The sequence below is a fragment of the Falsiroseomonas sp. CW058 genome, from assembly GCF_050563535.1.
GTDB lineage: Bacteria > Pseudomonadota > Alphaproteobacteria > Acetobacterales > Acetobacteraceae > Falsiroseomonas.
The window spans coordinates 38,863-64,067 of record NZ_JBNXUO010000005.1 but is presented as its reverse complement, the minus strand read 5'-3'; the positions used below and the strand labels follow the sequence as shown (position 1 = coordinate 64,067).

Sequence of the window (25,205 nt, the reverse complement as noted above, 5' to 3'; positions counted from 1 at the left end):
GCTCAGCGGTCGAAGCGGTAGCGCGCATACACGATGCCGCGCGCCTCGCTCCAATCCGCCGCCTGGTCGAAGCGCAGGGCGCCGCCGATCCGCAGTTGCGGCGTGACCATGTATTCGAGGTCGCCGCGCAGGCCGCCGGTCAGGCCGGTCTTGGTCTGGCCGGGATAGAAGGCGTCCACCCCGGTCGACCCGGCGGCGAGCCCGCTCAGCTGCGCCTGCAGCCCTGCATCGTTCGGGAACACCTCGGTCCGGTCCTCGGTGAAGGTGGTCAGCCCCAGTGTCGCGCCCACGCGGTATGTGAAGTTGCCCGACCGCCCGCGATAGTCCAGCGGGATGTTCGCGGAGATGAAGGACTGCGGGCTGAAGTAGCCGCCATGACCCAGCGTGAAGAAGCGCAGGTTCTTGTCGTAGGCGAAGTAGACGATGTCGAGGCCCGTGACGAGTTCCTCGGTCGGCGTGCGCCAGATCGGCGTCTGGAAGCCGGCGCCGGCTTCGATGCGGCTGTTCTCCGCGACGCCTTCGCCATCGAAGCGGAAATAGCCGCCGGCGAGGTAGAAATTCGTCTCGCCGCTGGCGAATTCCACCTGCACGCGCCCGCCGGTGCGTACCACGCCGCCCCATTCGCGCCCGAAGGCCGGATCGCGCAGGCCGCCCCAGGCAAGGAGACTGTCCATCATCGCGCGCCGCTCCGCGGTCATGCGGATACGGACGCCGTCGCTGATCTCGGGCGCGATCTCGATGCCGCCGACGACGTTGCCCTGGTTAAAGCCCATCGGCGTGGTGCCGATGTCGACCGTGAAGTTCGGCCGCGAATAGGCGAGGCCAAGCGCGACGCCGGACTGGCTGCTCTCGGTCTGCGTCGCGGCCTGGAGCTGTCGCGCCGTGACGGGGTTGTTGTTGCCCGGAAGCGTCAGCGGGTTGCCGCCGAAGCGGCGGGCCGAGCCGAGGCTCTGCGACAGGCTGCCGATATCCGCATTCACCGCGGAGGCCCGCGCCGTCAGTCGCCCGCCGATTCCCGGCATGGCGATGCTGCCTTCCGCGCCGGCATGGGTTTCGGTCAGGCGGTCGATGCCGGCATCGCCGGACCGCGTGCGGAGCCCGAAGGCCGGCGTGATGCGCGGCGCCGCTTCCTCCCGCACCTCCTGCATCTGCCGGGTGATCTCGTTCAGCAGCGGGTCGGGCGGCGTGGCGGCGGATGGCGCCATGGCCTGGGCGAATTGCTGGCCCTGCATCAGCTGCGGCTGGACCTGCGGCGAACCGCCCTGCCCCGACAGCGGAACGCGGCGGAACGGGTTGTCGTAGCTGGTCGGCTGCTGCGGCAGCGTCGCCTGCGGCACCATGTTGCCGCCCAGGATCCCGGGCGCCGGCTGCGCATCGAGGCCGAGCTGCTGGCGGCGCATCTGCGCGGCCTGCTGCAACGCGGCCTGCGCCCGGCGGCCATCGCCCCAGCCCCGCGCCAGCCGGGCTTCCAGCAGCGCGATGCGCGGGTCGTTCGGCATCAGCGCGCGGCCTTCGGAAAGCAGCGCCTCCGCCCGGCCCCAGTCGCGGTTGGCGATCGCGGCATCCATCGCCGCCTGGCGCGCATCCGTGTCCCGCGGGTTGCGCGACAGCACCGCCTCGGCGACGCGCTGCGCCTGCTCGGTCTCCCGCGCGCCCTGGTAGAGCCGCGCGAGGGCGAGGTTGGCCGCCGGGTTCTGCGGGTCCTGGCGCAGCGTCGGCGCCAGCACCTCGAAGGCGGTCGCCTGGTCGCCCTGGCGGTTCAGCTGGTCCGAGGCGCGGATGGCCAGTCCCGCCTGCAGGTTGCTGGCTGTGCGGCGCTGCTCGGCGGTCAGGCGGCCGGCATCGATCTGCTGCGCCCTGAGGGCGGCGTCCTGGTCGAGCCCGGCTTCCATCAGCGCGCCGGCCGCGGCCAGCTGCGCCGAGGGCGACTGCCCGCGGGACGCGATGGCATTCATTCGGGCGGCCTGCTGCGCCGTGACCGGATCGTTCATGGCGTTCAGCGCGCGCACCACGGCCGGCCCCGCCTCGCCGGTCGGATCGGGGCGGGACGCGATGGCGAGCAGGCGGGTCCGCGCCTCCTGCCGGCGGCCCTGGGTGGCGAGCGACGCGGCCGCCCGCACCTCCGCCTGCACCCGCGCGGAGGCGAGCATGCGGTTCTGGTCGGCATTGCGCAGGCCGGCCGGCAGCCGTTCCAGCAGGCGCACCGCATCCGCCGGGCGGCCCTGTTCATTGGCGAAGATGGCGGCTGCGTGCAGCGCATCGGGCGGGGCGCGGCCGGCGACGCTCTCGTCGATCAGCTGGCGCGCCGCGCTGGCTTGGCCCGACCGCGCCAGCAGCCGGGCAAGGTCGAGCCGCGGCCAGGGGTTGGACGGATCGGACTGGATCGCGCCCCGCAGCAACGCCGCCGCCGCCTGCGGGTCGTCGGTGCGCTGCGCTTCGGCGCGCAGCGCATCCGCGCGCACCTGTGGCTGCGGCACCGTGCCGAGCCGGCGAAACACCTCCTCGGCTTCCGCGAACTTGCCCTGGGCTTGCAGGGCGGAGGCGAGGCCCGACATGGCCGCGCCGAAATTGCCCCGCCGCGCCAGGGCCGCGCGGTAGCGCTGCTCCGCCACGCCGGCATTGCCCTGGCGGAGGGCGATGTCGCCCAGCAGCGCCTCGGCGTCCGGACGATCGCCGCCGTTGCGGGCGAGGATGCGGCCGAGCAGCGGCTCCGCCTGGGAGAAGTTGCCCGCCTCGACCAGGTTGCGGGCCTGCTGGATGTCCGGTCCAGGGGCGCCACCGCCGCCGCCCTGCGCGGCCTGTCCGGCGGGCGCCGCCGGGCCGCCGCGCTGCGACGCCCCCTGCAGCGCACGCTCCCAGGAGGCGCGTCGCGCCGGGTCCGCCTCGATCGCGGCCTGGAGCAGGCGGCGGGCATCGGCTTGGCGGCCCTGCCGCAGCCGGATCAGCCCCATGCCGCCCAGCCCGTCGGCGTCGTTCGGATCGGTCGCGAGGACGGCCTGGAACCGCTCCTCCGCCTCGCGCAGGCGGTTCGCGTTGAAGGCCCGCCAGGCGGCGACGCGGGTATCCCCGGCGGCATCTGCGCCCGGCTGCGGGTTCCGTGCCTCCTCCAGTCGGCGCTGGATCTCGGCGTCGTTCGGGAATTGCTGGAGGTAGCCTTCCAGCGGCCGGATCGCCTCGGGCCCCGGGCCGATCCAGGTCAGCGCCTGCCGCCAGGCGGCGGTGGCGGATTGCTGGCTGTCCGGCTGGCCGGAAAGCCGCCGAAGCTGCTCGATGCCCTGCGCCCGCGTTTCCTCGCGGTACGTCAGGACCTGCGCCTGGGCGAGCTGCACGGCGGTGTTCGTCGGGGCGCGGCGGGCCAGCTGCGCCAGGCCCTCACGCGCTTCCCGCCAGCCGCCTTCGGTGCCGGCGAGCGTCTGGTAGTATTCCAGTGCGAAGCTGTCCGGCACTTGGCCACGGAACAGCGCGCGGTACCGCTCCACCGCCTCGGCGTTGCGGCCGGCTTGCGCCAGCTGGCGCGCCTGAGCCAGCGCGCCGGCGTCCACCGTGGCGGTGCGGACGGCGACATCCGCCTGCGTCGTGCGGGGATCGGCCGGCGCCATGTTGCGCAGCCGCGCCAGCGCGTCCTGCGCCTGGGTGGTGTTGCCAAGCTGGGCCTGCGCCTCGGCGATCCCGGCCAGGGCTTCGGCGTTGCGCGGATCCGATTGCAGGACGCGTTCCAGGGTCCGGACCACCTGGTCTGGGCGGTTCTGCAGCTTCCAGTAGTTCGCCTGGTCCAGCAGCGCGGCGATGCCACGTTCCTGCGCGGCGACCGGCCCGCTGACGAGCGCGGCGGCAACCAGGGCCGAGGCGAGGAGGCCGGATCGGAAGCTGATCATGGGGTTCGGGTCCGGAGGCGGATGGCCGCGCGGCGACGCAGGGCCCAGTAGGCGGGAACGGCCACGATGGCGCAGGCGACCATCAGCAGCAGCAGCAGCAGGTCCGGCCGGGTCTGGAGGAAATACTGCGGCCAGACATGCGGCGGCAGGCTGCCGACCGTGTAGCGGTTGCCGAGGTTGAAGGCGTTCACGCGGCCGCCGCTCAGGATCGCCAGGTCCCCCTGGACCCTCGGCGCCTGTTCGGGATCGCGGAGCGCGGCCAGCATCATCTCGAGCCCCTGCGGCGTGGTGCCGGTGAGCGCCACGACGGAGCGCCCGGACCGCAGCGGGCTCTCGAAGCCGATCAGCACCCCCGAACCCTCGCCGGGCGAGGCGAGCAGGGCCTGCGCCTGCTCCCGCGCGATGCGCGGCTCATCGCCCAGGAACAGGTTCCGGAACCCTTCCAGGGCGTCGGGAAGCGCGACCGACAGGCGGTTGCCCTCCAGCGTCACCGGGCCGTCGCGCAGCAGCGTGTTCAGCGCCGGCTGCCGCCCCAGCGCACCGATCACCAGCAGGTCCCGGTTCGCGACGGCATCCAGCGCGCCGCCCCGAACGACCTCGAGCCCCGTCGTCGCATGGCCCACATGCGCCGCCAGACGGCCGAGCAGAGTGAGGAAGGACGACAGTTCCTGCTGCGTCGGCCGCTCCGGCAGCACCGCCGCCGTCTCGCTGAAATCCGCCATCCGCGTGAAGGGGAAGCCGGAGCCGGCGAAGAAGGCGAGGTTCGGCAGGGTCGTGAAGCGGTAGGCATCGGTCAGGTCGATGGTGCTGTCGGGGTCGATCCCCGCGCGCACATCGGCCGGGACCGCGATGCAGTCGCCGCGGTGCAGCGGCCGCATGTCGAAGCGGAGCTGCACCTCGTTCATGCCGAAGATGAGATAGGGCGGCAGTCCGAACCGCGCGCTCTGCCGCTCGCTCTGAACGAACTGGCGGGAGATGATGTTGAGCGGCCAGCCCGGCTCCATGTCGCGCAGCGGCAGGCTGCGGAGGAAGATGTCGTTCAGCGCGACGTCGAGGCGCGAGACCGCCACATCCATGATCGGGCCCGGCGGGGCGCGGTAGTGCAGGTCGACCGGCAGCGGACGCCCGCGCCAGGTGTAGAGGTCGGGTGCCGTGCGGAACGGCACGGCCACCGGGCCCGGCGCATAGCCGAAGGCCTGGAGCTCGGACGGATCCACCAGTTCGCCGAAGCGGACCGGGCGGTCGCTGCGGATCCAGCGCGGCGCGTCATAGGGCTGGCGCGGCGGCATCCGCACGGACTGCACCACCGCGATCTCGCCCGCCAGCGCCTCCCGGCTGCCCGCGAGCACGACGGCGGCCTGCGCCGCCTCCGCGCCCGTCCGGCCGCCGACGACCAGCAGCAGGCCGAGCGGGTCCGACGGGTTCGGCACCAGCGCCAGGGTCGGCCCGTCGAAGCGCGGCAGCGCAACCCCCGGCAGGCTGTCCTGCCCGCCGGCGATGACCACCGCATTGCCCCGCGGCGGCACCTGGAACGAGACCGGGAAGCTCGCGCCGCGGTAATCCGCCTGCACCGCGAACCAGGACGCGACCGTCGCCGCCGCCTTCAGGACGTCATTGCCCGCCGCCTCGGCCACCACGACCGGCAGCACCAGCGGTTCGCGCAGCAGCCGCGGGTCGAAGAAGGGCTCCGGCAGACGCGCCAGGTCGCGCTGCAGCGGCAGCCGCTCCAGCGTCACCTGCAAGGTCGAGAGATCCGAGATGTTCGCCCAGAGCAGGCCGGAGAGAGGGTCGTTGCACTCCACCGTGTAGCGCCCGGTGAAGCGGAAGTTTAGCCGGTTCAGGTCGGCGAAGAAGACCGGGTTGATCGGGAATTCCAGCGGGCCGAAGGCGGGCCGGTTGCGGTCGGGGTTGATGACGCCGACGAACTGCTCGTTCAGCGCCATGCTGACCTGGCTGTATTCCGGGATCAGCGCGGGCGAGGTCGCGCCCTGCAGGACCAGCCGCGCGCCGGTCACCACCTCGTCGCCGCGGATGCCGAACAGCACGCCCTGAAGGTCCGAGGTGCCGCGCATCTGCATCGGCGCTCGCAGGCCGAGCTGGCGAAGCGTCCGGGTCTCGGTGCGGGAGGAGCCGACGGCTCCGGTCGGCGTGCCGAAGCTGCCGACGGAGGGCATGGTGCCGAGGAAGCCGGGCTGCGCCTGGGGCAGTGGCGGAAGGCCGGTATTCGCGCTCGTGGACCCGATCGGGCCGGACACCAGCGGGACGGTCGGCTGCCCGGGGAAGGCCGGCGCGCCCGGCGCCTGCACGCCCGGCGCGGCAAAGGGGCTGGACGACATGGGCGCGATGGGCACGGCCCCGCCCTGGGTGGAAGGCGCGCCGAAGGTGCCGATCCCCGGGGACTGCGGCGGCAGCGCCTGCGGCAGCCCCTGCGGACCGGGCTGCAGGGGCTGCGGCGGCGGCGGCGCACCGCGCAGGTTCACCTGCGCCAGGGCGGCGCCGGGCGCGGCGAGGCACAGCATCAGCGCGATGGCGGCCGCACGCCTCACGCTGCTCTCGCCGCGGGCACGGCGGGTCTGCGGCGCCGCTTCTGCGGATGTCGGCGCCTCCGCGGCGTCGATGGCAGGTCCAGCCTGGCGCACGGGCTTCGCCCGGCGGGTCCGCCGCACGAAGAACTTGAACTGGCTGTCCCCGCGGAACAGGCCGCCGATGGAGCGCGCAACCTCGGCCAGGCTGCGCAGCGGTTTGTCCTCGCGCACGTCGTCCCAATCCACCCATGCATCGGCGCGGCCGAGCACGGCGCGCACGATGTTGCCCTCGTCATGCAGCGTCTGCGCGGCGAACCGCACCTGCATCCGGCCATCCTGCCAGCGCAGCACCTCGGCCGGAATGGCGACCCATTCGGGGCCGACATCCAGTTCGAGCGTCACGGCGGCATCGTCGGACACGCCATCCGGCCGGTCCGCCGCGACGGCGGCGCCGCCCAGCGAGAGGTCCATGGTCTCGCCTTCGATCACGCGTCCATCCGCCAGCACCACATTCGCCGCAACCACTGCGCCGACGCGCGCGCGTTCCCGCACCTGCCGGCGTTCCCGGCCGACGGCGAGTCCGGCGAGCACGACGATGAAGGACAGGACGGCCCAGATCATGTTCAGGGCGAAGGCCTGGAAGTCCAGGCTCTCCACCGGATTGGTCGTGAGACCGTAGATCCCCGACAGCACGCCCGCGATCAGCGCCAGCGCCAGCACCATGTTGGGCCCGACCGCGCGCAGGTCGAAGAAGCCTTCCTGGAGCGTGCCGCCCTTGTCGGTCACGTTGAACTTGCCCTTCTTCGGGTCAAGCAGCGTCGCGAGCATCACGGGGATGAGGTAGAGGGCCAGCACGGTTTCGTAGATTTCCGACCAGAAGCTGTGCCGCACATGCCCCGACAGGCGGCTTGTGGCGCCGACGGAATGCACGATGTGGGGGCCGGCATAGGCGAGGATCGCGAGCGGACTCGCGGCGATGATGCTCTCGCCGAACAGCAGGAAGGCGAGCGGCGCGGTCAGGAACACGAAGCGCGGCAGCGGGAACAGGAAGTGGAACTGCGACATGAAGTAGCAGCTGCGCTGGTACCAGCGCAGGCCACGTCCGGTCAGCGGGTTTTCCACCCGCAGGATCTGGATCATCCCGCGCGCCCAGCGCATGCGCTGTCCGATGTGCAGCATCAGGCGTTCGGTCGCGAGCCCCGCGGCGAGCGGGATGCGGAGATAGGCCGTCCGCCAGCCGCGCTTCTGCATCTTCAGCGAGCAGTGGCAGTCCTCGGTCACGGTCTGCGTCGGCACGCCGCCGACCTCCTCGAGCGCCTCGCGCCGGATCACCGCGCAGGAGCCGCAGAAGAAGGTCGCGTTCCAGAGATCGTTGCCCTGCTGCACCAGTCCGTAGAACAGCAGTCCCTCGTTCGGCACGCGCTGGCCGGAGGCCAGGTTCCGCTCGAACGGGTCGGGCGAGTAGAAGTGGTGCGGCGTCTGCACCATGCAGAGATCCCGGTCGCGCAGCAGCCAGCCGACGGTCAGCTGCAGGAAGGCGCGGGTGGCGACATGGTCGCAGTCGAAGATGGCGATGTATTCGCCGGACGTCTTCGTCAGGGCATGGTTGATGTTGCCGGCCTTCGCACCCTTGTTGTCGGGGCGGATGACGTAGCCGCAGCCCACCTCCTCGCAGAAGCGGCGGAACTCATCGCGGCGGCCGTCATCCAGCAGGAAGACGTTCATCTTGTGGCGCGGCCAGTCCATCGCGAGGGCGCCGTAGATCGCCGGCTTCACCACCTCGAGCGGCTCGTTGTAGCTGGGGATGAACACGTCGATCGTCGGCCACTGCTCCGGGTCGTCGGGCAGCGGCACCGGCTTGCGGTCAAGCGGCCAGATCGCCTGGAAATAGGCAAGCAGCATGCAGGCGATGGCGTAGACCTCGGCCAGCAGCAGGCCGGTGCCGAGGAAGGTCTGCGTGAAGCTGGTGAACTCGAGGGTGTCGACCAGGCGCCAATGGATGTAGCGCAGCGACACCAGGCAGGACAGCAGCACGAGGAAGATGGTGACGGCGCGCCCCGGGATGCGGTTGCACACCATGAACAGCAGGAACCCCGCCACCGCCAGCCAGGCCTGCTGCTCCGCCTCCAGCGGGGCGACGATGAAGGTCAGGGCGATGATCGCGCCCAGCAGCATGACCGGCCAGGCGATCCAGCGGGATGCCCAGGCGCCCCCGCGGAACGCGCGGTTGTGGCGCAGGGCGTGGGCGAAGCTCATCGCGCGCCCCAGCCCATCTGGAAGCCTTCGGGGGCCGCCGGCATCGCCGCTTCCACTGCGCGGGCGATGCCGCGGATATCCTCCGCTGCCCGGCTGTCGGGCGCGATCTCCTGCACCAGCTTCTGGCAGGCCAGCGCCTCGGCCAGGGTCTCGTCCCGGCTGACCGCGCCCAGCAGCCGCGGGCCCAGATGGCGCGCGACCGCATCCGCCGCGGCCCGCGACAGGCGCGAATTGAGGTCGACCTCGTTCAGCACCACCCGCAGCCGCCCCGCGAACAGCGCCGCCATGGTGCCCGAACCGAGGAAGCGGCCGCTGTCGATGTCAGGGATCAGCGCGGCGCTGATCGCTTCCGCCTGCAGCACCGCGATCACCATCGAAGCCATCGGCACCAGCACCGCCAGCGCATGCGAAGGGCCAGGAGAGGTATCGGCGATGACGGTCAGCCCGGGATCGGAGAGGATGGCGCGCATCGGCGCGGCCAGCAGTTCCGGATCACGCTCCAGCGCGGCGGCGAGGCCGAGCGCGCCGCGCAGTTCCATCGCGCCATGCGGCAGCACCATCACGCCCGAAGGCGTCTCCCGCACGCAGCTGCGCCAGTCCGGGCGGCGCGGCAGTTCCGCCGTGAAGCCGCCCATGTCGGTCAGCGGCACGCCGAAATGCAGCCGAAGCGTGTTCTGCGGGTCGAAGTCGATGACCAGCACGCGGCGGCCGTCGCGCTGCAGCGCATCGGCGAGGTTGGCCGCGAGCGTCGTCTTGCCCACACCGCCCTTGGGGGATGCGAAACAGATCAGGGGCATGGTCGGGGGAAGCCTCCGGTCGTATCAGCTGCCAGCCGCGCGCGGGGGGTGGCGCAGCGCGGCAAGTGCGTCATCAGTGGCGGCCGGGCCGGCCGCGAGCAGTCGGAAGAGTTCAGGCAGAGGCGCCGCGACCTCGGCCGCCGCCAACACTGCCGGCAGGGCCCGCGGGACGGGTGGCGCCGCCACGCGCGGCGGAGCCGCGGCGCGGCGAAGCGGAAAGCCGCCGGGCAGGTCCAGCGCATCGATGAGGGGGAAGGCGTAGGACGACACCGTGTCGGAGGACCGCGCAACGGCCGGCTGCGGGTCCGCACCGCCGAGGCTCGACAGCGTGGACACCACCGGCCTGGACGCGGGCTCCGCCAGCAGGTCCATGGCACGCAGCAGCGTCATCTCCGGCGGCGCGACATGCGCCGTCGGGGGCTTCGGCGGTTCGGGCTGGACCGGCTTCGCCACCACGGGGATCGCTGCCGGGGCGGGCACGGGGATGGGCACCACAGGTTCGGGCCGGGGTTCGGATGCCACCGGCGCCGCGACCGGGGCGGGGGTCCAGGCGGGGGCAGGCGCCACGGCCAAAGCCTCGGCCCGCGGCAGCTCGGCGGGAGGCGGCAAGGGCTCCGGCACCTGGAGGGCGGCGGCCGGCGGATGACCCCATTGCGGGGCCTCCTCAACAGGTGGCGGATCGGCTTCCCGGTAGACAGGCGGGGGAGGTGGGGACGCAACCCAGGAAGGCTCCGGCGGGGCTGGCTCCTGCCATTGCGCGGCCGTGGGCTCGGCCCAGCTCGGCACGGCCGGATCACTGGCCCAGCCTGGAGTCGGCGGCGCGGACCACGTCGCTTCGGCAGGCGGGGGCTCCACCGCGGGGGGCTGCGGATCTGCCCAGGCGGGCGCAGGGGGAGGTTGCTGCCCGGCCTGGGCGGCGGGATCGAAGCCGGGATGCTGCATCGCCAGCGAATCGGGATCCGGCGCGGGCGCGGGCGCACGCACCGGTTCGTTACCGAAACTGCGATAACGGATGGCGGGCGCCCGCAATGCTGCGGCGACCCGGGCTACATCCGTGTCCTGCCCCATTCCCCAATCCCCCTGCGCGTCCGCACGATGCCGCGTTCGCGAGGTTTATGGAATACCCGTACGGTAGAGGGAGACAACACCTATGTCGAAGTAGTCAGCGAATCTCGCATCGCGAGACGCGTTAAGAGAGTCAACACAGCCGAATAGTAGTCCTTCGCCTCCCCGACCGCAGGCAGGGGCGTCACCGCCGCGTCCTCGCCCTGCCGCAGCGCGATGAACTGCGAGATCGCCCGGATACCGGATGGAGCAAGGTAGGGAGAGGTGGCATCCGAATTCAGGTCCACCCAGGCCGGAAGCCTCGGGTGGATCGGGTCGGTCCAGAAGCGCGCGGCACCGATCGCCGCCGGTTCCCGCGCCATCCCTGCCCAGGCGAGGTAGAGCGGGACACGCACCGCATCGTAGGAGAAGCGCGGCGGCCAACCTGGCGCCGGCGCTGGGCGGCCACCCCCCCGCGGCAGGGCGACCCAGTCCGAGGGCAGCCCCCAGCGGCCGAAGCGCGCCCGCCGAAGCAGGCCGAGGCCGTCCGCGGCCACCCGCAGCCACAGCGGGTCGGGCACCGCCTGCGCGAGCGCCCGGAGGGCGGGGAAGGCATAGTAGGACGGATTGATGATGATGTGCTCGCGCTGCTCGAAGCCGTTGAGGCCGGGCAGGAGCACCACGTCATCCCCGACCTGCCGGACCAGCAGGCGCAGCACGTCGCGCGCGATCGCCGTGCCTTGCGCCTGGTAGTCAGGCTCCCGCCAACGCTGGCCGGCGCGGAGCAGCGCCCAGGCGATCATCAGGTCGCCGTCCGTCGCATTGTTGGGGTCGTCCACGCTGCCGGCACCGGAACCGTCCGGGCGGAAGCGCCAAGCGAACAGGTGGTCCTGCCGCCGGGCGAGGACCCGCCGCGTCCAGGACAGCATCAGGTCGAAATACGCGCGGTCCCCTGCCCTCTCGGCGCAGAGCAGGCCCCAGCCTTGCCCTTCGCTGTGCGAGACGCCGCCATTCGCCGTGTCGATGACGCGGCCATCGGCACGAACGAAACGAGTCCGGAAGGACTGCCACTCCGCCAGATCGGTCGGGCGGGATGCAGGTTGCGCGCCGGCCAGCCCCGTCGCCGCGGGAAGAGCGGCCAGGGCCAGCACCAGGCGACGCGGGAAAGGAGGGATCATGGCGAAAGGATCGCAGGGGTTTGTGAAGCCGACGTTGACCACGCGATGGGACACGATGGGCGGCCTGCTGTCTAATGTATTTCTCCTTAAGGTTGTCTCGCCGGGCCGGCGGTCTACAGGGGCGCGCAGGATCTGGCCAGCCACTCCCGCACATCAGAGGGAAGTGCGTCCCCGAGGTCGCGCAGGATGCGTGCATGATACGTATCCACCTGTTCGCGCTCCTCCATCGTCAGCATGTCGGCCCGGATCAGGTGACGGTCATAGGGCAGCAGGGTCAGCGTCTCGAATTGCAGGAAGGGCCTCGTCTGCCCGGGGCGTTCCGGGGCGGGGCGGACCAGCAGCAGGTTCTCGATCCGGATGCCATAGCCGCCCGGCTGGTAGAATCCGGGCTCGTTGGACAGGACCATGCCCGCCCGCAGGGGAACCGGCCTGGCAGCCCGGCTGATGCCTGCCGGCCCTTCATGCACGGACAGGAAGCTGCCGACCCCGTGACCGGTCCCGTGGTCGTAGTCGAGACCGGCCTGCCACAGGGGCGCGCGCGCGATCGCGTCCAGATGCGCCCCCGCGACCCCTTCCGGGAAGCACAGCCTGGACAGCGCGAGGTGCCCGCGAAGGACGCGGGTGTAGCGTTCCGCAACCTCCGAGGGCGCAGCACCCGGACCCGTCCAGAGCGTGCGCGTGACATCGGTCGTGCCGTCGCGGTACTGCGCACCGCTGTCGAGCAGGTAGACCTCGTCGGGCCCGATCCGGCGGTCGGTGCCCGCCGTCGCGCGGTAATGGATGATCGCCCCGTGTTCGCCGGCGCCGCTGATGGCCGGGAAACTCTCGCCTACGAAGTCGAAACCTTCGGCCCGCAGTGCCAGCAGTCGCGCAGCGGCGGACATCTCGGTCTCGCCCCCTGCCGCCGCATGGGCCGCGAACCATGCAAGGAAGCGGATCAGCGCCACCGCGTCGCGGCGATGCGCCGCCCGGGCGCCGTCCTGCTCCGCCGCGTTCTTGCAGGCACGCGGCAGCCGGCAGGGGTCGTCACCGGCGACCGCGGTCGCACCGGCGGCGCGCAGCTGCCCGGTGATCCATGCCGGCGTGATGTCCGGGTCGATCCGCACCCGCTGCCCGGCGAGGGCTCCGAGCGCGGCCTCGAACTCCGAAGGTGGCCGCAGCACGACGGCGTTGCCGAGATGCGCCTGCAGTTCCGCATCGGCGCGGGACGGGTCGAGGAACACCTCCGCCCCGGCATCGCTCCGCAGGATCGCGCGGGCCAGGATGAGCGGCGTGTAGGCGAGGTCCGCGCCACGAATGTTGAACAGCCAGGCGACACTGTGTGGATCGGCCAGCACCACCGCCGTCTCGCCAGCATCGCGGAGAGTTGCGGCGGCGGCCTCACGCTTCGATGCCGCGTCGCTGCCGGCAAGGCGGGGCGGGTGGACGGTTGCTGGCGCCGCGGGCGCGGCCGGGCGGTCCAGCCACACCGCATCTATGGGATTGACGGAAAGCGGGACAAGTTGCGCCGTCCCGCCGGCCCCGAGGCGCTCGACCGCGGCTTCGGCATGAAGCCAGGGATCGAACCCGATGCGGAGCCCGGCGGCCTCGGTCCGCAACACCTCCGCCGGCGGCTGCTCGACAAGGTGCCGGCGCTGCCAGAGCACCGGGTCCGTCTCGGCCGCCGCCTGTGTGACGTAACGGCCATCCACGAACAGGAAGGCCCTGTCCGGCAGGACCAGCGCCAGGCCGGCGCTGCCGGTGAAGCCGGTCAGCCAGGCCAGCCTCTCCCCCGACGGAGGAACATATTCGCCGAGGAAGTCATCGGCGCGTGGGATGAGCATGCCGTCGACGCCGAGGCGGGCGAGTTCGGCGCGAAGGGCGGAGAGGCGTCGGACGTGATCCATCACGGGTTTGGTGTATCCAGCGTTAACCTTGAAACATAACACGCTGTGGAATCATGCGATTTTCGCATGCCTCTACTGTGACCTCCATGCATCAGATGTGGCGCGGAAACACCTATGTTGCACCTGCGAAGCGCGGTCGCGAGCAGGCCATCGGGGCCTCCGGACCACGCCGCACGACAGAGAGCATCATGGACCCCCGCCGAAACCAGGAACAGATCGGCCTGTTCACCAGCTTCAACCCGGCTGCCACCAGCGAGATCGACGCGATCCGCGCGGCCGCGGTGCGCGCCCGTGACGAGGCGCTTGCCAAGGCGCTGCGCAGCGCCTTCACCCGCATCGGTCAGGCTCTCGGCAGCGTCGGCCAGGCACTGCTGAACTGGCCCGAGCGCCGCCGCACCTATGAGAGCCTGCGCAGCCTGACCGATCGCGAACTGGCGGATATCGGCCTCACGCGCGGCGACATCGCCCGGGTGTTCGAACCGGAATTCCGGGCTCCGGCCAAGACGCCTGCCAATGCCAATGCGCCCGTCCCGGGTGGGGCACGCCCCCGCGCGGCCTGACGGCCATTCCATGGGGGCCAAGCCCCTCCCCTGAAGGTCCCCATGGACTCACGGGGCCGGCGCCGCCCCCCGCGCCGGCCCCGTCGCTTCGTACGGGGTCAGGCGCGACGCCGGAGTACCAGCGTTGTCCAGGCGCCCTGGGGCAGCCGGCGTTCCAGCACAAGCCCGCGTCGGCGATGCGCCGCCAGCACCATCCGGGCCTGCGTGTCGAGAAGCCCCGCCAGGATCGCCGTGCCGCCCGGCGCCAGCGCGATCGACAGCGACGCCGCCATGGAACAGAGCGGCCGGGCCAGGATGTTGGCGAAAACCAGGTCATAGGGGCGGCCGCGCCGGACATGCCGGTCCCGCCAGCCATCCGCGACGCGCGCCCGCACCAGCGCGCCGACACCATTCATCCGGGCATTCTGTTCCGCGACACGCACGCTCCACGGCTCGATGTCCGTGGCCAGGACCTTCCGCCGCAGCCGCTTCGCCGCCCCCATCGCGAGAATGCCGGAGCCGGTGCCGAGATCGAGGACCCGGCTCCGCCGGCGGCCGTCCTGCGCCACACGCTCGAAGGCGACCAGGCAGCCGCGAGTCGAGCCATGTTCACCGGAGCCGAAGGCGATCCCGGCATCCAGCTTCAGCACGATGCGGCCATGCACCCGCCGGTCCGGCAGATGCGTCGGGCGGATCAGGAACCGTCGGCCGACCGGCGATTCGGGAAAGGACTGCAAGGTGCGGGCCAGCCAGCCCTCGGCTTCCACGGGGGCAGCCTGCAGGGGTGGCGGCTCGATGGCGGAAACCAGCGCGGCCAGCGCCATCGCCCCGGCAAGTTCCTCGTCCCCCGCCCCCTGCGGGCGCACGCCTTCCACACGCCAGGTGTCGGTCGCCTCGTCGCGGAACAGCGCGACGGATCGGCACACGGTCTGCAAGGCGGCCTCGAAGGCGGGCACGGCGCCTTCCGGCAGGGCGTCGATCCAGATCGTCTCCAGCGGGTCGGCGCGGCGGTCCCGACGCTGCGAATAGGTGTCCCTCGGCATCAGACCTCGCTCGCCTTCTTCAGGAAGCCGGCCATCAGCCGCTTCGCGCCGGTGTGGTCGAACTCGACATCCACGCGGCTGTCCTCCGTGCCGCGCACGGTGCCGTAGCCGAATTTGTCATGGAACACACGCTCCCCGGCGGCGAAGCCGGCCTCCGGCGCGGGGCGTTCACGCACCTCCCACGCGCCGGCGTCGATCACCCTCGGGCGCCGCGCCAGCAGCCCGCCGCCGGCGAAGACGGATGGTGCATCCACCATCCGCTGCGCCCGCATCCCCGCCGCGCCTTCGCGGAGGATGGCATCGTGCGGCAACTCGTCGAGGAAGCGCGACGGCAGGGAGGAGGTCCAGTTGCCGTAGATGCGCCGGTTCGCCGCATGGCTGATCACCGCGTGCTTCCGCGCGCGCGTGATGCCGACATAGGCGAGCCGCCGTTCCTCCTCCAGCGCGCGCTCGCCGCCCTCGTCCATGCTCCGCTGCGACGGGAAGACCCCTTCCTCCCAGCCGGGCAGGAACACGGTGTCGAACTCCAGCCCCTTGGCGGCGTGCAGCGTCATCAGCTGCACGCGCTCGCCCTCCGCATTCTCGTCGTTCTCCATCACCAGCGCGACATGGTCCAGGAAGCCGGCGAGCGACTGGTAGTCGGCCAGAGCGCGCAGCAGCTCCTTCAGGTTCTCGAGCCGGCCGGGCGCCTCCGGGCTGCGGTCGGCCTGCCACATGGCGGTGTAGCCGCTTTCCTCCAGCAGGGTCGCGACGGCGACCACATGCCCTTCCTTCGCATTCACCTCGCGCCAGCGCGCAAAGCCGCGCATCAGATCCCGCAGCGCCGTGCGTGGCTTCGGCCTCAGCGCCTCGCCCTCGGCCAGGCGTTCCGCCGCGTGGGCGAGCGGGATGGACTGCGCGCGCGCGACCTCGTGGATCGCGCGCATCCCGCTCTCGCCCAGGCCGCGCTTGGGCGTGTTCACGATGCGCTCGAAGGCGAGGTCGTCGGAGGGCTGGTGCAGCACGCGCATATAGGCCATCGCGTCGCGGATCTCGGCGCGTTCGTAGAACTTCAGCCCACCGACGACGCGGTACGGGATGCCGAGGGTGATCAACCGCTCCTCGAAGCTGCGGGTCTGGAAGCCGGCGCGGACCAGGATGGCGATCTCGCCCAGCGAGTGGCCGGACCGGCGCGCGGCCTCGATCCGTTCGCCGACCATGCGCGCCTCCTCCTCGCTGTCCCACAGCGAGACGACGCGCACCTTCTCCCCTTCGGCATCGTTGCGCCCGGCGCGCAGCGTCTTGCCGAGCCGCCCGGTGTTGCGCGCGATCAGGCCGGCGGCGGCGCCGAGGATGGGGCGGGTGGAGCGGTAGTTGGCTTCCAGGCGCACCACCTTGGCGCCGCGGAAGTCCTTCTCGAAGCGCAGGATGTTCTCGATCTCGGCGCCGCGCCAGGAATAGATGGACTGGTCGTCGTCGCCGACGCAGCAGATGTTCTGCGGCTGCGGATCGGGCCGCTGCGCCAGCAGCCGCAGCCAGAGATACTGCACCAGGTTGGTGTCCTGGTACTCGTCGACCAGGATGTAGCGGAGGCTGCGGTGGTAGTCGGCCAGTATGTCGGGCCGCGTGCGCAGGATCTCCGTCATGTGCAGCAGCAAGTCGCCGAAGTCGGCGGCGTTCAGCTCCAGCAGCCGCTTCTGGTAGCCTTCGTAGAGGGCGCGGCCGCGGCCGTTCGCGTAGTCGGTGTCCTCGGCCGGCGTCACGCGCGCGGGCGTCAGGCCGCGGTCCTTCCACCGCTGCACAACGGCCATCATGCCCTGCGCCGGCCAGCGCTTCAGGTCGACCGACGCGGCGTCCATGACCTGCTTCAGCAGGCGCAGCTGGTCGTCGGCATCGAGGATGGTGAAGTTCGTGCGCAGGCCGACAACCTCCGCGTGGCGGCGAAGCATCCGTGCGCAGAGCGCGTGGAAGGTGCCGAGCCACAGCCCTTCCGCCGGCCGGCCGAGGATGGCCGCCACGCGTTCCCGCATCTCCCGCGCGGCCTTGTTGGTGAAGGTGACGGCCAACACCTCCCACGGGCGCGCGCGCCCGGTCATCAGGAGATGCGCGAAGCGGGTGGTCAGCACACGGGTCTTGCCCGTTCCGGCGCCGGCAAGCACCAGCAGCGGGCCGTCGAGCGTCTCCACGGCCTCCCGCTGCTCGGGGTTGAGCTTCGCGAGGTAGTCGGCACCGCCCATGGAGTTCACGCCCGGTCCTCCGGCCGATGGGGGAATGGCCGCACGTGGCGGGGCCGCATCACTGGCAGGTTCCCACGCTGCCCGCGGCGCAGACGCGCTGCCCGTCCGTCCAGCGTGCGCCGTCCAGCACCGCGCCCGAGAAATCCGCACCCAGCAGTTCCGCCCCCGTCAGGTCGGCGCCGGTCAGGTCGGCGCGGAACAGGCGGGCCCGCCGCAGGTCGGCGCGGCGCAGCGCCGCCCCGCGCAGCGATGCCCGGGTGAAGTCGGCCTCCCGCAACGTCGCCTCCGTCAGGTCCGCGCCGGCCAGGTCGGCGGAGACGAAACGCGCATCGGTGCCGTCCACGCCCGCCATCCGCGCGTCGTGCAGCCTGGTCCGCTGGAAGGAGGCATCGCGCAGATGCGCACGGGCGAGGTCGGCGCCCGTCAGGTCCCGCCCGTCGAGCAGGCAGCGTCGCCACACCACCTCCGGCGCGGGCGGATCGGTGCAGGCCGCGGCCACGGGCCCCGCAAGACAGGCCGCGAGCAGCACGAGGATGGGGAGTTGGCGCTGGGACACGCGCGGGGATATAGAACAAGGGCCGAACATCTCCAACCGACCTCGTCGCATCCTCGCACCCTTGGGCCAGATTTCCGCATTCCTCGAATGGTCGGCCCGCCGGGGCGGGGCGCTGCTGGGCTTCGGCGTCTTCGCCGGGGTGCTGGTCCCGCCGCTTGCCGCGGCGACGCGCGACGTGGTGACGCCCGTTGTCGCCTGCCTGATGACGCTGGTGCTGCTGCGTGTCGATTTCGGGCAGGTGCTGGGTTACCTGAAGCGCCCGTTCCTGGTCGCCACGCTGCTGGTCTGGGTGATGCTGGCCTGCCCGCTGATCGTCTTCGCGCTGGTGCGTGCGGCGGGGCTGGACGGGCCTCTCGGCGCCGCGGTCGTGATCATGGCGACGGGGTGCGCGGCCACCTCCTCCCCCGCCTTCGCGCGACTGGTCGGGCTGGACGGCGAGATCAGCCTGGTGGTGGCCGTGCTCTCCACGCTGCTCGTCCCCTTCACGGCCCCGCCCCTGGCGCTTGGCCTGCTCGGGATCGACCTTGCGATCTCGCTCGAGGGCCTGATGCTGCGCCTGGCGCTGGTGGTGGGCCTGCCACTGCTGATCTCCCTCGCGATCCGGCGCATTGCGGGCCAGGCGCGGCTGACGCGTCACGGGCGGGCAGTGGACGGCGCGGTGGTGCTGCTCGTCGTGCTGTACGGCTTCGGCGTGATGGATGGGCTGCAGGCGAGGATCCTGGCCGAGCCGCTCTGGGTCCTCGGCGGCGTGCTGCTGGCCTTCGCGGGGAATTTCGGCCTGAACCTGCTGACCGCGCTGGCGATGCGGCCCTTGGCGGGGCCGGGCGTGGCGCTGGCGGCGGGACTGCTGTCGGGCAACCGGAACATGGCGCTCTACCTGGCTGTGCTGCCGGCCGCGACCGACCCGCGCATCCTGCTGTTCTTCGCGCTCTGCCAGTTTCCCCTGTTCCTCAGCCCCTTCCTGCTGCGGCCGGTCTACGACCGCATCCGGCGGCATGGCGCGTGATGCGCCTGGACTGCAGGGCGCGTGATGCGCCTGGACGGCATGGCGCGTGACGCGCCTGGACGGCATGGCGCGTGACGCGCCGGGGGCGGTGCCATAGGCTTCGTCTCCGACACTGGAGGAAGCGTGCATGGCTTGGCCCGATCCACGACGCCCCGGGGAACCGGCGGACCCGAACCGGCCCTGGCATTGGGTGACGCGCAGCGAGGATGGCGGCCTGCATCCCCTCCCGCTCGGCTGGAACCCGCATCTGCGGCACTGGGTCGCCTGGGACGGTGCGACGCTGTCCGTGGAGGAGGCGGCGCGGCGCTTCGGCTATCTCGGCCCCTGCCTGACCCCGGCCGAGACGCAGGCACAGATCGCCGAAGCCGCCGCCGTCCCCGCGGCGGACTCGCCCGAACGGGCGGCCGAACCGCCACGCGGCCTCGCCGCGCTCGCCGCCTCGGCCGTGCCGGACCCTCCGCCGGCGATGGTCTACCGGAAGGACGCGATCCGCATCCACCTGCTCGTCTTCGCGGGCACGCTGATCGGCACGGTGTTCCTGATCGACAAGTTCAACGTGATGCGGTGAGGCGCCGCCCGGCCGGGCGACGCCACGGCATCACTCCGCCGCCTTCGGCCGGACGCCGAGGAGATGGGCGATCGCGTAGGTCAGGTCGGCGCGGTTCAGCGTGTAGAAGTGGAATTCGTCCACGCCATTGGCCTGCAGCAGGCGCACCTGTTCGGCGGCGACCACGGCGGCGACCATGCGGCGCGTCTCCTGGTCGTCGTCGAGGCCATCGAACAGGCGGGCCATCCAGGCGGGCACCGAGGCGCCGCACATGGCGCTGAAGCGCTGCACCTGCTTGAAGTTCGACACCGGCAGGATGCCCGGCACGATCGGCACCGTGATCCGCGCCGCGCCGCATCGGTCGAGGAAGCGCAGGTACACATCGGTGTCGAAGAAATACTGCGTGATGGCGCGCGTCGCACCGGCATCGATCTTGCGCTTGAGGAAATCGAGGTCCGCGCCGCCCGACTTCGCGGCCGGATGGGTTTCCGGATAGGCGCCGACGCTGATGTCGAAATCGGCGATCCGCCGCAAGCCGCCGACCAGGTCCTCGGCCTGGGCGTAGCCACCGGGATGGGGGGTGTATTCGGTGGCGCCGGCCGGCGGGTCACCCCGTAGCGCGACGATGTGGCGCACCCCCGCTTCCAGGTAGCCGCGCGCGACCTCGTCCACCTCGTCCCGCGTCGCGCCGACGCAGGTGAGGTGCGCGGCCGGGGTCAGGCTGGTCTCGCGCGCCAGCCGTGCCACAGTCTCATGCGTGCGGGCGCGGGTGGAGCCGCCGGCGCCATAGGTGACCGAGACGAAGCGGGGCGCAAGCGGCTCCAGCCTCCGGATCGCGGTCCAGAGGCTCTGCTCAAGGGCCTCGTTCTTCGGGGGGAAGAACTCAAAGGACAGCTTCGGCGGGGGCAGGTCGGTCGGCTGCGGCAGGCCCGCGATCCGCGGTCCCGTCAACCAGCGTTGCAGCGTTCCGGCCAGGGGGGCATTGAGCGCGACATTCATCGGGCAGGGTCCCCGCTCCGGGTTGCATAAGGGCGTGTGGCGAAGCGTGACCGGTCGCATTGCACCGTTCCGCTCCGCTGCGCTGCCGCATATAAGGGTGCCGACACGTCCCAGGAAGCCCTGGGCGCGACAGGTCGGGCCATGCCCGGCGCGCTGCGATCCGGAGGGATGACTTGACCCGCACCCGACGCCTGCCCCCCCGCTTCTTCCGGCCAGCCCTTGCGCTTGCCCTGGCACTGGGGCTGTCCGCCTGCGCGACCCGCCCCGATCCGGGCGATGCGGAGGCCGTGGCCGAATTCCGTGCGACCAACGACCCGCTGGAGCCCCTGAACCGCGGCCTGTTCTTCATCCATGACGGCATCGACACGCTGGTGCTGCGCCCGGTCGGCGAGGCCTATCAGATCTTCATCCCGCCGGAGGTGCGGACCGCGATCCGCAACGTGCTGGGCAACCTGCGGACCCCGGTCATCCTGGTGAACGACGTGCTGCAGGGCGAACCGCACCGCGCAGCGACCACCATGGGGCGCTTCCTGGTGAACACCACGGTCGGCATCGGTGGCATCTTCGACCGTGCGACCGATTTCGGCCTGCTCGGCCATACCGAGGATTTCGGCCAGACCCTGGCCGTCTGGGGCGCGCCGGAAGGCCCCTATCTGTTCGTCCCGGTCTTCGGGCCAAGCAACCCGCGCGACCTGGTGGGACAGGCAACGGATGTCGCCATCAACCCGCTTACCTGGGTCAGCGGCGGCGAGACTCTCGACGCCATCAACATCACGCGAACCGCGGTAACGGTGGCCGAGACCCGGGCCGGGCTGATCACGCCGCTCGACCAGCTTCGCGCGGGGTCGATCGACTATTACGCGGCCCTGCGAAGCGCCTATCGCCAGCGGCGCGTTGTCGAAATCCGGAACCAGCCCTCGTCCGCGTCGCCTGCCGCGTCCGGCACCGGCTTCGGCATCGGCACCGGCATGCAGGGGCTGCGCCCTTGAGCGCATCCCAGGATGGATACGCGGCACGATGTGCCGCGGAGGAGAGAGTGATGACCAGGACCCCCCGCCGCACGTTGCTTGCCGTCCTGCTCGGCAGCATGGCCGCGCGGCCCGCCCTGGCGCAGCAGGTCGACATTGCGCGCGCCGCCACCTTCATCCAGGCCACCGGCGAGGAGATGGTGGCCGCGATCAACGCGACCGGCGTTCCCCTTGCGCAGCGGCGGGAACGTGTCGCCGGGATCCTTCGCCGTGCCGTGGACGTCGAGAATGTGGGCCGCTTCATCCTCGGCCGCTGGTGGCGCACCGCGACGCCGGACCAGCAGGCCGAATACATGCGCCTGTTCGAGGAGGTGCTGATCCGCAACCTCTCCGCCCGCTTCGGCGAGTTCCAGGGCGTCCGCTTCGCGCTTGGGCGCGCGCAGGCGCGCACGGAGGAGGATGCGCTGGTCAACACCGTCATCGAGCGCCCCGGCAGCCCGGCCTTCGGGCTCGACTGGCGCGTGGCGGAAGTTGGAGGCCAGCCGAAGGTGGTGGACGTCATCGCCGAGGGCACCAGCCTGCGCCTGACGACGCGGAGCGAATACAGCAGCGTCATCGCCCGCAACGGCAACAGCGTGGAGGCGCTGCTGGTGGCGATGCGCCAGCAGATCCGTCAGCTCGCCTCGCGCGAAGGCGGCTGAACCGCGCCCGGCCACCGCACGCTCTCGAAGACGAGCATGCGGTGGCCCTGGTGGCGGAACTCGCCGCACTCCGTCATGCCGATGTCGGTCAGCACCCCGCGGGAGGCGAGGTTGGTGTCCCGCGCCACCGCGATGATGCGCCCAAGCCCGGCGCGATGGCCGAATTCCAGCGCGGCGGCGGCCGCTTCCCGGGCGTAGCCCTTGCCCCGGCATTCCGGCCACAGCGCGAAGCGCAACGCGACGCCGCGCCCGTCCGGCCGCTCCATCAGGCCCGTGATGCCGAGGAAGTCGCCCGTCGCGCGCTCGAAGACCGACCAGGTGCCGTAGCCGCGCACCAGCCAGAATTCCATGTCGTCCTCAAGCTCCTCGCGCGTCCGCTCGAGGCTGCGGGTGCCGTGGAGCATGAGGCCGAAGACGCGCTCATCCGCCTTCAGCCGCTGGAGTTCCGGCAGGTGCTCCGGCCCCGGCGGCAGAAGGGACAGCCGCGCCGTCGTCAACGTGCGCGGCGCGGCGAGGATGGGGCCGGTCACCGCGCCAGCGGACGGTACTTGATCCGGTGCGGCTGGTCCGCCGCGGCGCCGAGGCGGCGTCGCTTGTCGGCCTCATAGGCCTCGAAGTTGCCCTCGAACCACTCGACATGGCTGTCGCCCTCGAAGGCGAGGATGTGGGTGGCCAGGCGGTCGAGGAACCAGCGGTCGTGGCTGATCACCACCGCGCAGCCCGCGAATTCCTCGAGCGCATCCTCGAGCGCGCGCAGCGTGTCCACGTCGAGGTCGTTGGTCGGCTCGTCCAGCAGCAGCACGTTGTGCTCGCGCTTCAGCATCTTCGCCAGGTGCACGCGGTTGCGCTCGCCGCCCGACAGGATGCCGACGCGCTTCTGCTGGTCCGCGCCCTTGAAGTTGAAGGCGGCGACATATGCGCGCGACGCGATGGTGCGCTTGCCGATGGTGATCTGGTCCATCCCGTCGGAGATTTCCTGCCAGACCGTCTTGTTGTCGTCGAGGCTGTCGCGGCTCTGGTCCACGTAGCCGAGCTTGACGGTGTCGCCCACCACCAGCGTGCCGGCATCAGGCGTCTCGACTCCGGTGATCATCTTGAACAGCGTGGACTTGCCGGCGCCGTTCGGACCGATGACGCCGACGATGCCGCCCGGCGGCAGCTTGAAGTCGAGATCGTCGATCAGCAGGCGGTTGCCGTAGCCCTTGCGGAGGTTCTCGGCGACGATGACGGTGTTGCCGAGCCGCGGCGGCGGCGGGATGATGATCTCCGCCTCGCCGCCCGCCCGATCCTGGCTCTTCTGCAGCAGTTCCTCATAGGCCGTGATGCGCGCCTTGGACTTGGCCTGGCGCGCCGCGGGGCTGCGGCCGATCCATTCCTGCTCGCGCGCCAGCTGGCGCTGGCGGGCGCTTTCCTCGCGCTCCTCCTGCTGCAGGCGCTTGCGCTTCTGGTCGAGATAGGCGGAGTAGTTACCCTGGTACGGGAAGCCGCGCCCGCGATCGACCTCCAGGATCCAGTTCGTTACGTTGTCCAGGAAGTAGCGGTCATGGGTGACGACCAGCACCGCACCCTGCCATTCGCGCAGCGTCTTCTCCAGCCAGGCGACGCTTTCGGCGTCCAGGTGGTTCGTCGGCTCGTCGAGCAGCAGCATGTCCGGCTTCTCGAGCAGCAGCTTGCACAGCGCCACGCGCCGGCGCTCACCGCCCGAGAGGTGGGCGACCTTGCTGTCGAAGGGCGGGCAGCGCAGCGCGTCGAGCGCGATCTCGATCCGGCGCTCCAGTTCCCACCCCTCGGCGGCGTCGATCTTCTCCTGCAGCTCGGCCTGCTCGGCGAGGAGGGTATTCATCTCCTCCTCGCCCATCTCCTCGGCGAACTTCTCGGAGATCTCGTTGAAGCGGGCGAGGTTGGCGGAGAGCTCGGTGAAGGCCTCCATCACGTTCTCGCCCACCGTCTTGTCGGGGTTCAGGTGCGGCTCCTGCGGCAGGTAGCCGACGCGCGCACCTTCCGCGACCCAGGCCTCGCCGCCGAATTCCTTGTCGATCCCGGCCATGATCTTCATCAGCGTGGACTTGCCGGCGCCGTTCGGGCCGAGCACGCCGATCTTCGCGTCCGGCAGGAAGGACAGGGTGATGCCTTTGAAGACCTCACGTCCGCCCGGATAGGACTTGGTGAGATCCTTCATCACATAGATGTACTGCCAAGCGGGCATCGGCTGGGACTTCCGGCGGAAATGGGGAGGGGCTGCGGGTTCTACCCCGGCCGCCCCCCCGCTGCAAACCGGCGGGAATGGGCCCGGCAGGATTCGAACCTGCAACCAAGCCGTTATGAGCGGCCCGCTCTGACCGTTGAGCTACAGGCCCGGCCCGCCCCCTGAATCGCCCAGGGCGGGCCGGGGCGCAAGCGTCAGGCCAGGCCGGCCTCCACCTTCGCCGATGCGCCGCTGATGATGCCGAGCTTCTCGCCGGCCGCGCAGCGGGCCTGGCTGGCAAGCCCCCTTTCCTGCCGGGCGATGGCGGCGCGGGCCTCGGCCTCGGCCTCCGCGGGCGGCAGGACCAGCACGCCGGACTCGTCGGCCAGCACCGCGTCACCCGGCATCACCACCACGCCGCCGATCGAGACCGGCACGTTCATCCGCCCGCCCAGGTCGTAGATGCGGGTCGTGATCGGCGCGAGGCCGCGGCACCAGAGCGGGAAGTCCGACGCCTCCACCTCCTCGATGTCCGTGCAGGGGCCGTCCACGATCCCCGCCTTGCAGCCCGCGGCCTTGGCCGCCACCGTCACGCCGCCGCCCCAGCAGGCGTGCCGGTCGTCGCCCAGCCGGTCCACCACCAGGATGTCACCGGGCCGCAGCAGGCCGAGGGCGTGGTGCAGGATGGTCGAATCCGGCCCCGGGCATTGCACCGTCACCGCCGTGCCGGCCACCCGGCGGCGCAGCAGGCCCTGCACGCGCCGGTCCACGAAACCCCAATGGCGCCAGTGCCCGACCGTCGCCGTCTCGGTCTTCTCCAGCAGGGCGACGACCTCCGCGCTGACCGGCGCGGGCATCCTCTCCACCACGTATTTCGGCACTCT

The 25,205-nt window shown here is 71.5% G+C and carries 18 protein-coding genes and 1 tRNA gene; 5 read left to right on the top strand and 14 right to left on the bottom strand.

The window, feature by feature from the left end; translation table 11 throughout:
- Nucleotides 1–2: 2 nt before the first annotated feature.
- The 6 genes from ACK8OX_RS06195 to ACK8OX_RS06170 all read right to left on the bottom strand — a co-directional run bounded on the left by ACK8OX_RS06195 (nt 3) and on the right by ACK8OX_RS06170 (nt 13,561).
- The gene (locus tag ACK8OX_RS06195) at nt 3–3,875 is read right to left on the bottom strand and encodes a cellulose synthase subunit BcsC-related outer membrane protein (RefSeq protein WP_430663072.1); all 3,873 of its coding nucleotides are present in this window, start codon (nt 3,873–3,875) and stop codon (nt 3–5) included.
- Entirely contained in the window at nt 3,872–8,656 is a 4,785-nt protein-coding gene (bcsA, locus tag ACK8OX_RS06190) for a UDP-forming cellulose synthase catalytic subunit (protein ID WP_430663071.1), read from the bottom strand. The genes ACK8OX_RS06195 and bcsA overlap by 4 nt, the downstream gene beginning before the upstream one ends.
- Complete coding sequence (gene bcsQ, locus ACK8OX_RS06185) at nt 8,653–9,453, bottom strand: cellulose biosynthesis protein BcsQ (RefSeq protein ID WP_430663070.1); 801 nt, start codon at nt 9,451–9,453, stop codon at nt 8,653–8,655. Before bcsQ ends, bcsA begins: the two co-directional genes overlap by 4 nt.
- Nucleotides 9,454–9,477: 24 nt before the next feature.
- Complete coding sequence (locus ACK8OX_RS06180; protein ID WP_430663069.1) at nt 9,478–9,945, bottom strand: hypothetical protein; 468 nt, start codon at nt 9,943–9,945, stop codon at nt 9,478–9,480.
- Between the two features lie 656 nt (nt 9,946–10,601).
- Nucleotides 10,602–11,675 carry a glycosyl hydrolase family 8 gene (locus tag ACK8OX_RS06175; RefSeq protein WP_430663068.1) on the bottom strand — a complete coding sequence of 358 codons (1,074 nt, stop codon included), beginning with the start codon at nt 11,673–11,675 and terminating at the stop codon, nt 10,602–10,604.
- 113 nt (nt 11,676–11,788) lie between these two features.
- Nucleotides 11,789–13,561 (bottom strand): aminopeptidase P family protein, encoded by a 1,773-nt coding sequence (locus ACK8OX_RS06170; protein WP_430663067.1) that lies wholly within the window; start codon nt 13,559–13,561, stop codon nt 11,789–11,791.
- A gap of 86 nt (nt 13,562–13,647) precedes the next feature.
- Here ACK8OX_RS06170 and ACK8OX_RS06165 point away from each other — a divergent pair, with 86 nt between their 5' ends.
- A complete protein-coding gene (locus tag ACK8OX_RS06165) occupies nt 13,648–14,121 on the top strand; it encodes a DUF1127 domain-containing protein (protein WP_430663066.1) in 474 nt (157 codons plus the stop codon).
- Nucleotides 14,122–14,219: 98 nt separating this feature from the next.
- Here ACK8OX_RS06165 and ACK8OX_RS06160 read toward each other — a convergent pair whose 3' ends face one another.
- Genes ACK8OX_RS06160 through ACK8OX_RS06150 form a run of 3 tightly spaced genes read right to left on the bottom strand, consistent with a single transcriptional unit; the run spans nt 14,220 to nt 17,915 of the window.
- The gene (locus ACK8OX_RS06160) at nt 14,220–15,143 is read right to left on the bottom strand and encodes a 50S ribosomal protein L11 methyltransferase (protein ID WP_430663065.1); all 924 of its coding nucleotides are present in this window, start codon (nt 15,141–15,143) and stop codon (nt 14,220–14,222) included.
- Complete coding sequence (locus ACK8OX_RS06155) at nt 15,143–17,359, bottom strand: ATP-dependent helicase (RefSeq protein WP_430663204.1); 2,217 nt, start codon at nt 17,357–17,359, stop codon at nt 15,143–15,145. The genes ACK8OX_RS06160 and ACK8OX_RS06155 overlap by 1 nt, the downstream gene beginning before the upstream one ends.
- A 58-nt stretch (nt 17,360–17,417) precedes the next feature.
- Nucleotides 17,418–17,915: a pentapeptide repeat-containing protein gene (locus ACK8OX_RS06150; RefSeq protein ID WP_430663064.1), complete on the bottom strand. Its 498-nt coding sequence runs from the start codon at nt 17,913–17,915 to the stop codon at nt 17,418–17,420.
- 61 nt (nt 17,916–17,976) lie between these two features.
- Between ACK8OX_RS06150 and ACK8OX_RS06145 the strand changes: the two genes are divergently transcribed.
- Complete coding sequence (locus tag ACK8OX_RS06145; RefSeq protein ID WP_430663063.1) at nt 17,977–18,921, top strand: bile acid:sodium symporter family protein; 945 nt, start codon at nt 17,977–17,979, stop codon at nt 18,919–18,921.
- Between the two features lie 127 nt (nt 18,922–19,048).
- Nucleotides 19,049–19,489 (top strand): hypothetical protein, encoded by a 441-nt coding sequence (locus ACK8OX_RS06140; protein ID WP_430663062.1) that lies wholly within the window; start codon nt 19,049–19,051, stop codon nt 19,487–19,489.
- Nucleotides 19,490–19,519: 30 nt separating this feature from the next.
- Here ACK8OX_RS06140 and metF read toward each other — a convergent pair whose 3' ends face one another.
- Entirely contained in the window at nt 19,520–20,467 is a 948-nt protein-coding gene (metF, locus tag ACK8OX_RS06135; RefSeq protein WP_430663061.1) for a methylenetetrahydrofolate reductase [NAD(P)H], read from the bottom strand.
- 173 nt (nt 20,468–20,640) lie between these two features.
- On the opposite strand from metF, the gene ACK8OX_RS06130 reads away from it, so the two are divergent.
- Together ACK8OX_RS06130 and ACK8OX_RS06125 are read left to right on the top strand one after the other, a co-directional pair.
- Nucleotides 20,641–21,456 (top strand): MlaA family lipoprotein, encoded by an 816-nt coding sequence (locus tag ACK8OX_RS06130; RefSeq protein WP_430663060.1) that lies wholly within the window; start codon nt 20,641–20,643, stop codon nt 21,454–21,456.
- 50 nt (nt 21,457–21,506) lie between these two features.
- The gene (locus ACK8OX_RS06125) at nt 21,507–22,136 is read left to right on the top strand and encodes an MlaC/ttg2D family ABC transporter substrate-binding protein (protein WP_430663059.1); all 630 of its coding nucleotides are present in this window, start codon (nt 21,507–21,509) and stop codon (nt 22,134–22,136) included.
- On the opposite strand, the gene ACK8OX_RS06120 is transcribed toward ACK8OX_RS06125, so the two are convergent.
- From ACK8OX_RS06120 to ACK8OX_RS06105, 4 genes are all read right to left on the bottom strand, one after another.
- Nucleotides 22,109–22,666, bottom strand: a complete 558-nt coding sequence (locus tag ACK8OX_RS06120; RefSeq protein ID WP_430663058.1) for a GNAT family N-acetyltransferase — start codon at nt 22,664–22,666, stop codon at nt 22,109–22,111. The genes ACK8OX_RS06125 and ACK8OX_RS06120 overlap by 28 nt on opposite strands.
- Nucleotides 22,663–24,342, bottom strand: a complete 1,680-nt coding sequence (gene ettA / locus ACK8OX_RS06115) for an energy-dependent translational throttle protein EttA (protein ID WP_430663057.1) — start codon at nt 24,340–24,342, stop codon at nt 22,663–22,665. The genes ACK8OX_RS06120 and ettA overlap by 4 nt, the downstream gene beginning before the upstream one ends.
- Before the next feature lie 78 nt (nt 24,343–24,420).
- Nucleotides 24,421–24,493: transfer RNA gene (locus ACK8OX_RS06110), tRNA-Ile, on the bottom strand.
- A 43-nt stretch (nt 24,494–24,536) separates the two neighbouring features.
- Nucleotides 24,537–25,202, bottom strand: coding sequence for an RraA family protein (locus ACK8OX_RS06105; RefSeq protein WP_430663056.1), 666 nt, complete (start codon nt 25,200–25,202; stop codon nt 24,537–24,539).
- Nucleotides 25,203–25,205: the final 3 nt, after the last annotated feature.

Coding starts and splice junctions, on each gene's coding strand:
- ACK8OX_RS06195 (WP_430663072.1), bottom strand. CDS start 3,875: ATGATCAGCTTCCGATCCGGCCTCCTCGCCTCGGCCCTGGTTGCCGCC.
- bcsA (WP_430663071.1), bottom strand. CDS start 8,656: ATGAGCTTCGCCCACGCCCTGCGCCACAACCGCGCGTTCCGCGGGGGC.
- bcsQ (WP_430663070.1), bottom strand. CDS start 9,453: ATGCCCCTGATCTGTTTCGCATCCCCCAAGGGCGGTGTGGGCAAGACG.
- ACK8OX_RS06175 (WP_430663068.1), bottom strand. CDS start 11,675: ATGATCCCTCCTTTCCCGCGTCGCCTGGTGCTGGCCCTGGCCGCTCTT.
- ACK8OX_RS06170 (WP_430663067.1), bottom strand. CDS start 13,561: ATGGATCACGTCCGACGCCTCTCCGCCCTTCGCGCCGAACTCGCCCGC.
- ACK8OX_RS06165 (WP_430663066.1), top strand. CDS start 13,648: ATGCATCAGATGTGGCGCGGAAACACCTATGTTGCACCTGCGAAGCGC.
- ACK8OX_RS06160 (WP_430663065.1), bottom strand. CDS start 15,143: ATGCCGAGGGACACCTATTCGCAGCGTCGGGACCGCCGCGCCGACCCG.
- ACK8OX_RS06155 (WP_430663204.1), bottom strand. CDS start 17,359: ATGGGCGGTGCCGACTACCTCGCGAAGCTCAACCCCGAGCAGCGGGAG.
- ACK8OX_RS06140 (WP_430663062.1), top strand. CDS start 19,049: ATGGCTTGGCCCGATCCACGACGCCCCGGGGAACCGGCGGACCCGAAC.
- metF (WP_430663061.1), bottom strand. CDS start 20,467: ATGAATGTCGCGCTCAATGCCCCCCTGGCCGGAACGCTGCAACGCTGG.
- ACK8OX_RS06125 (WP_430663059.1), top strand. CDS start 21,507: ATGACCAGGACCCCCCGCCGCACGTTGCTTGCCGTCCTGCTCGGCAGC.
- ettA (WP_430663057.1), bottom strand. CDS start 24,342: ATGCCCGCTTGGCAGTACATCTATGTGATGAAGGATCTCACCAAGTCC.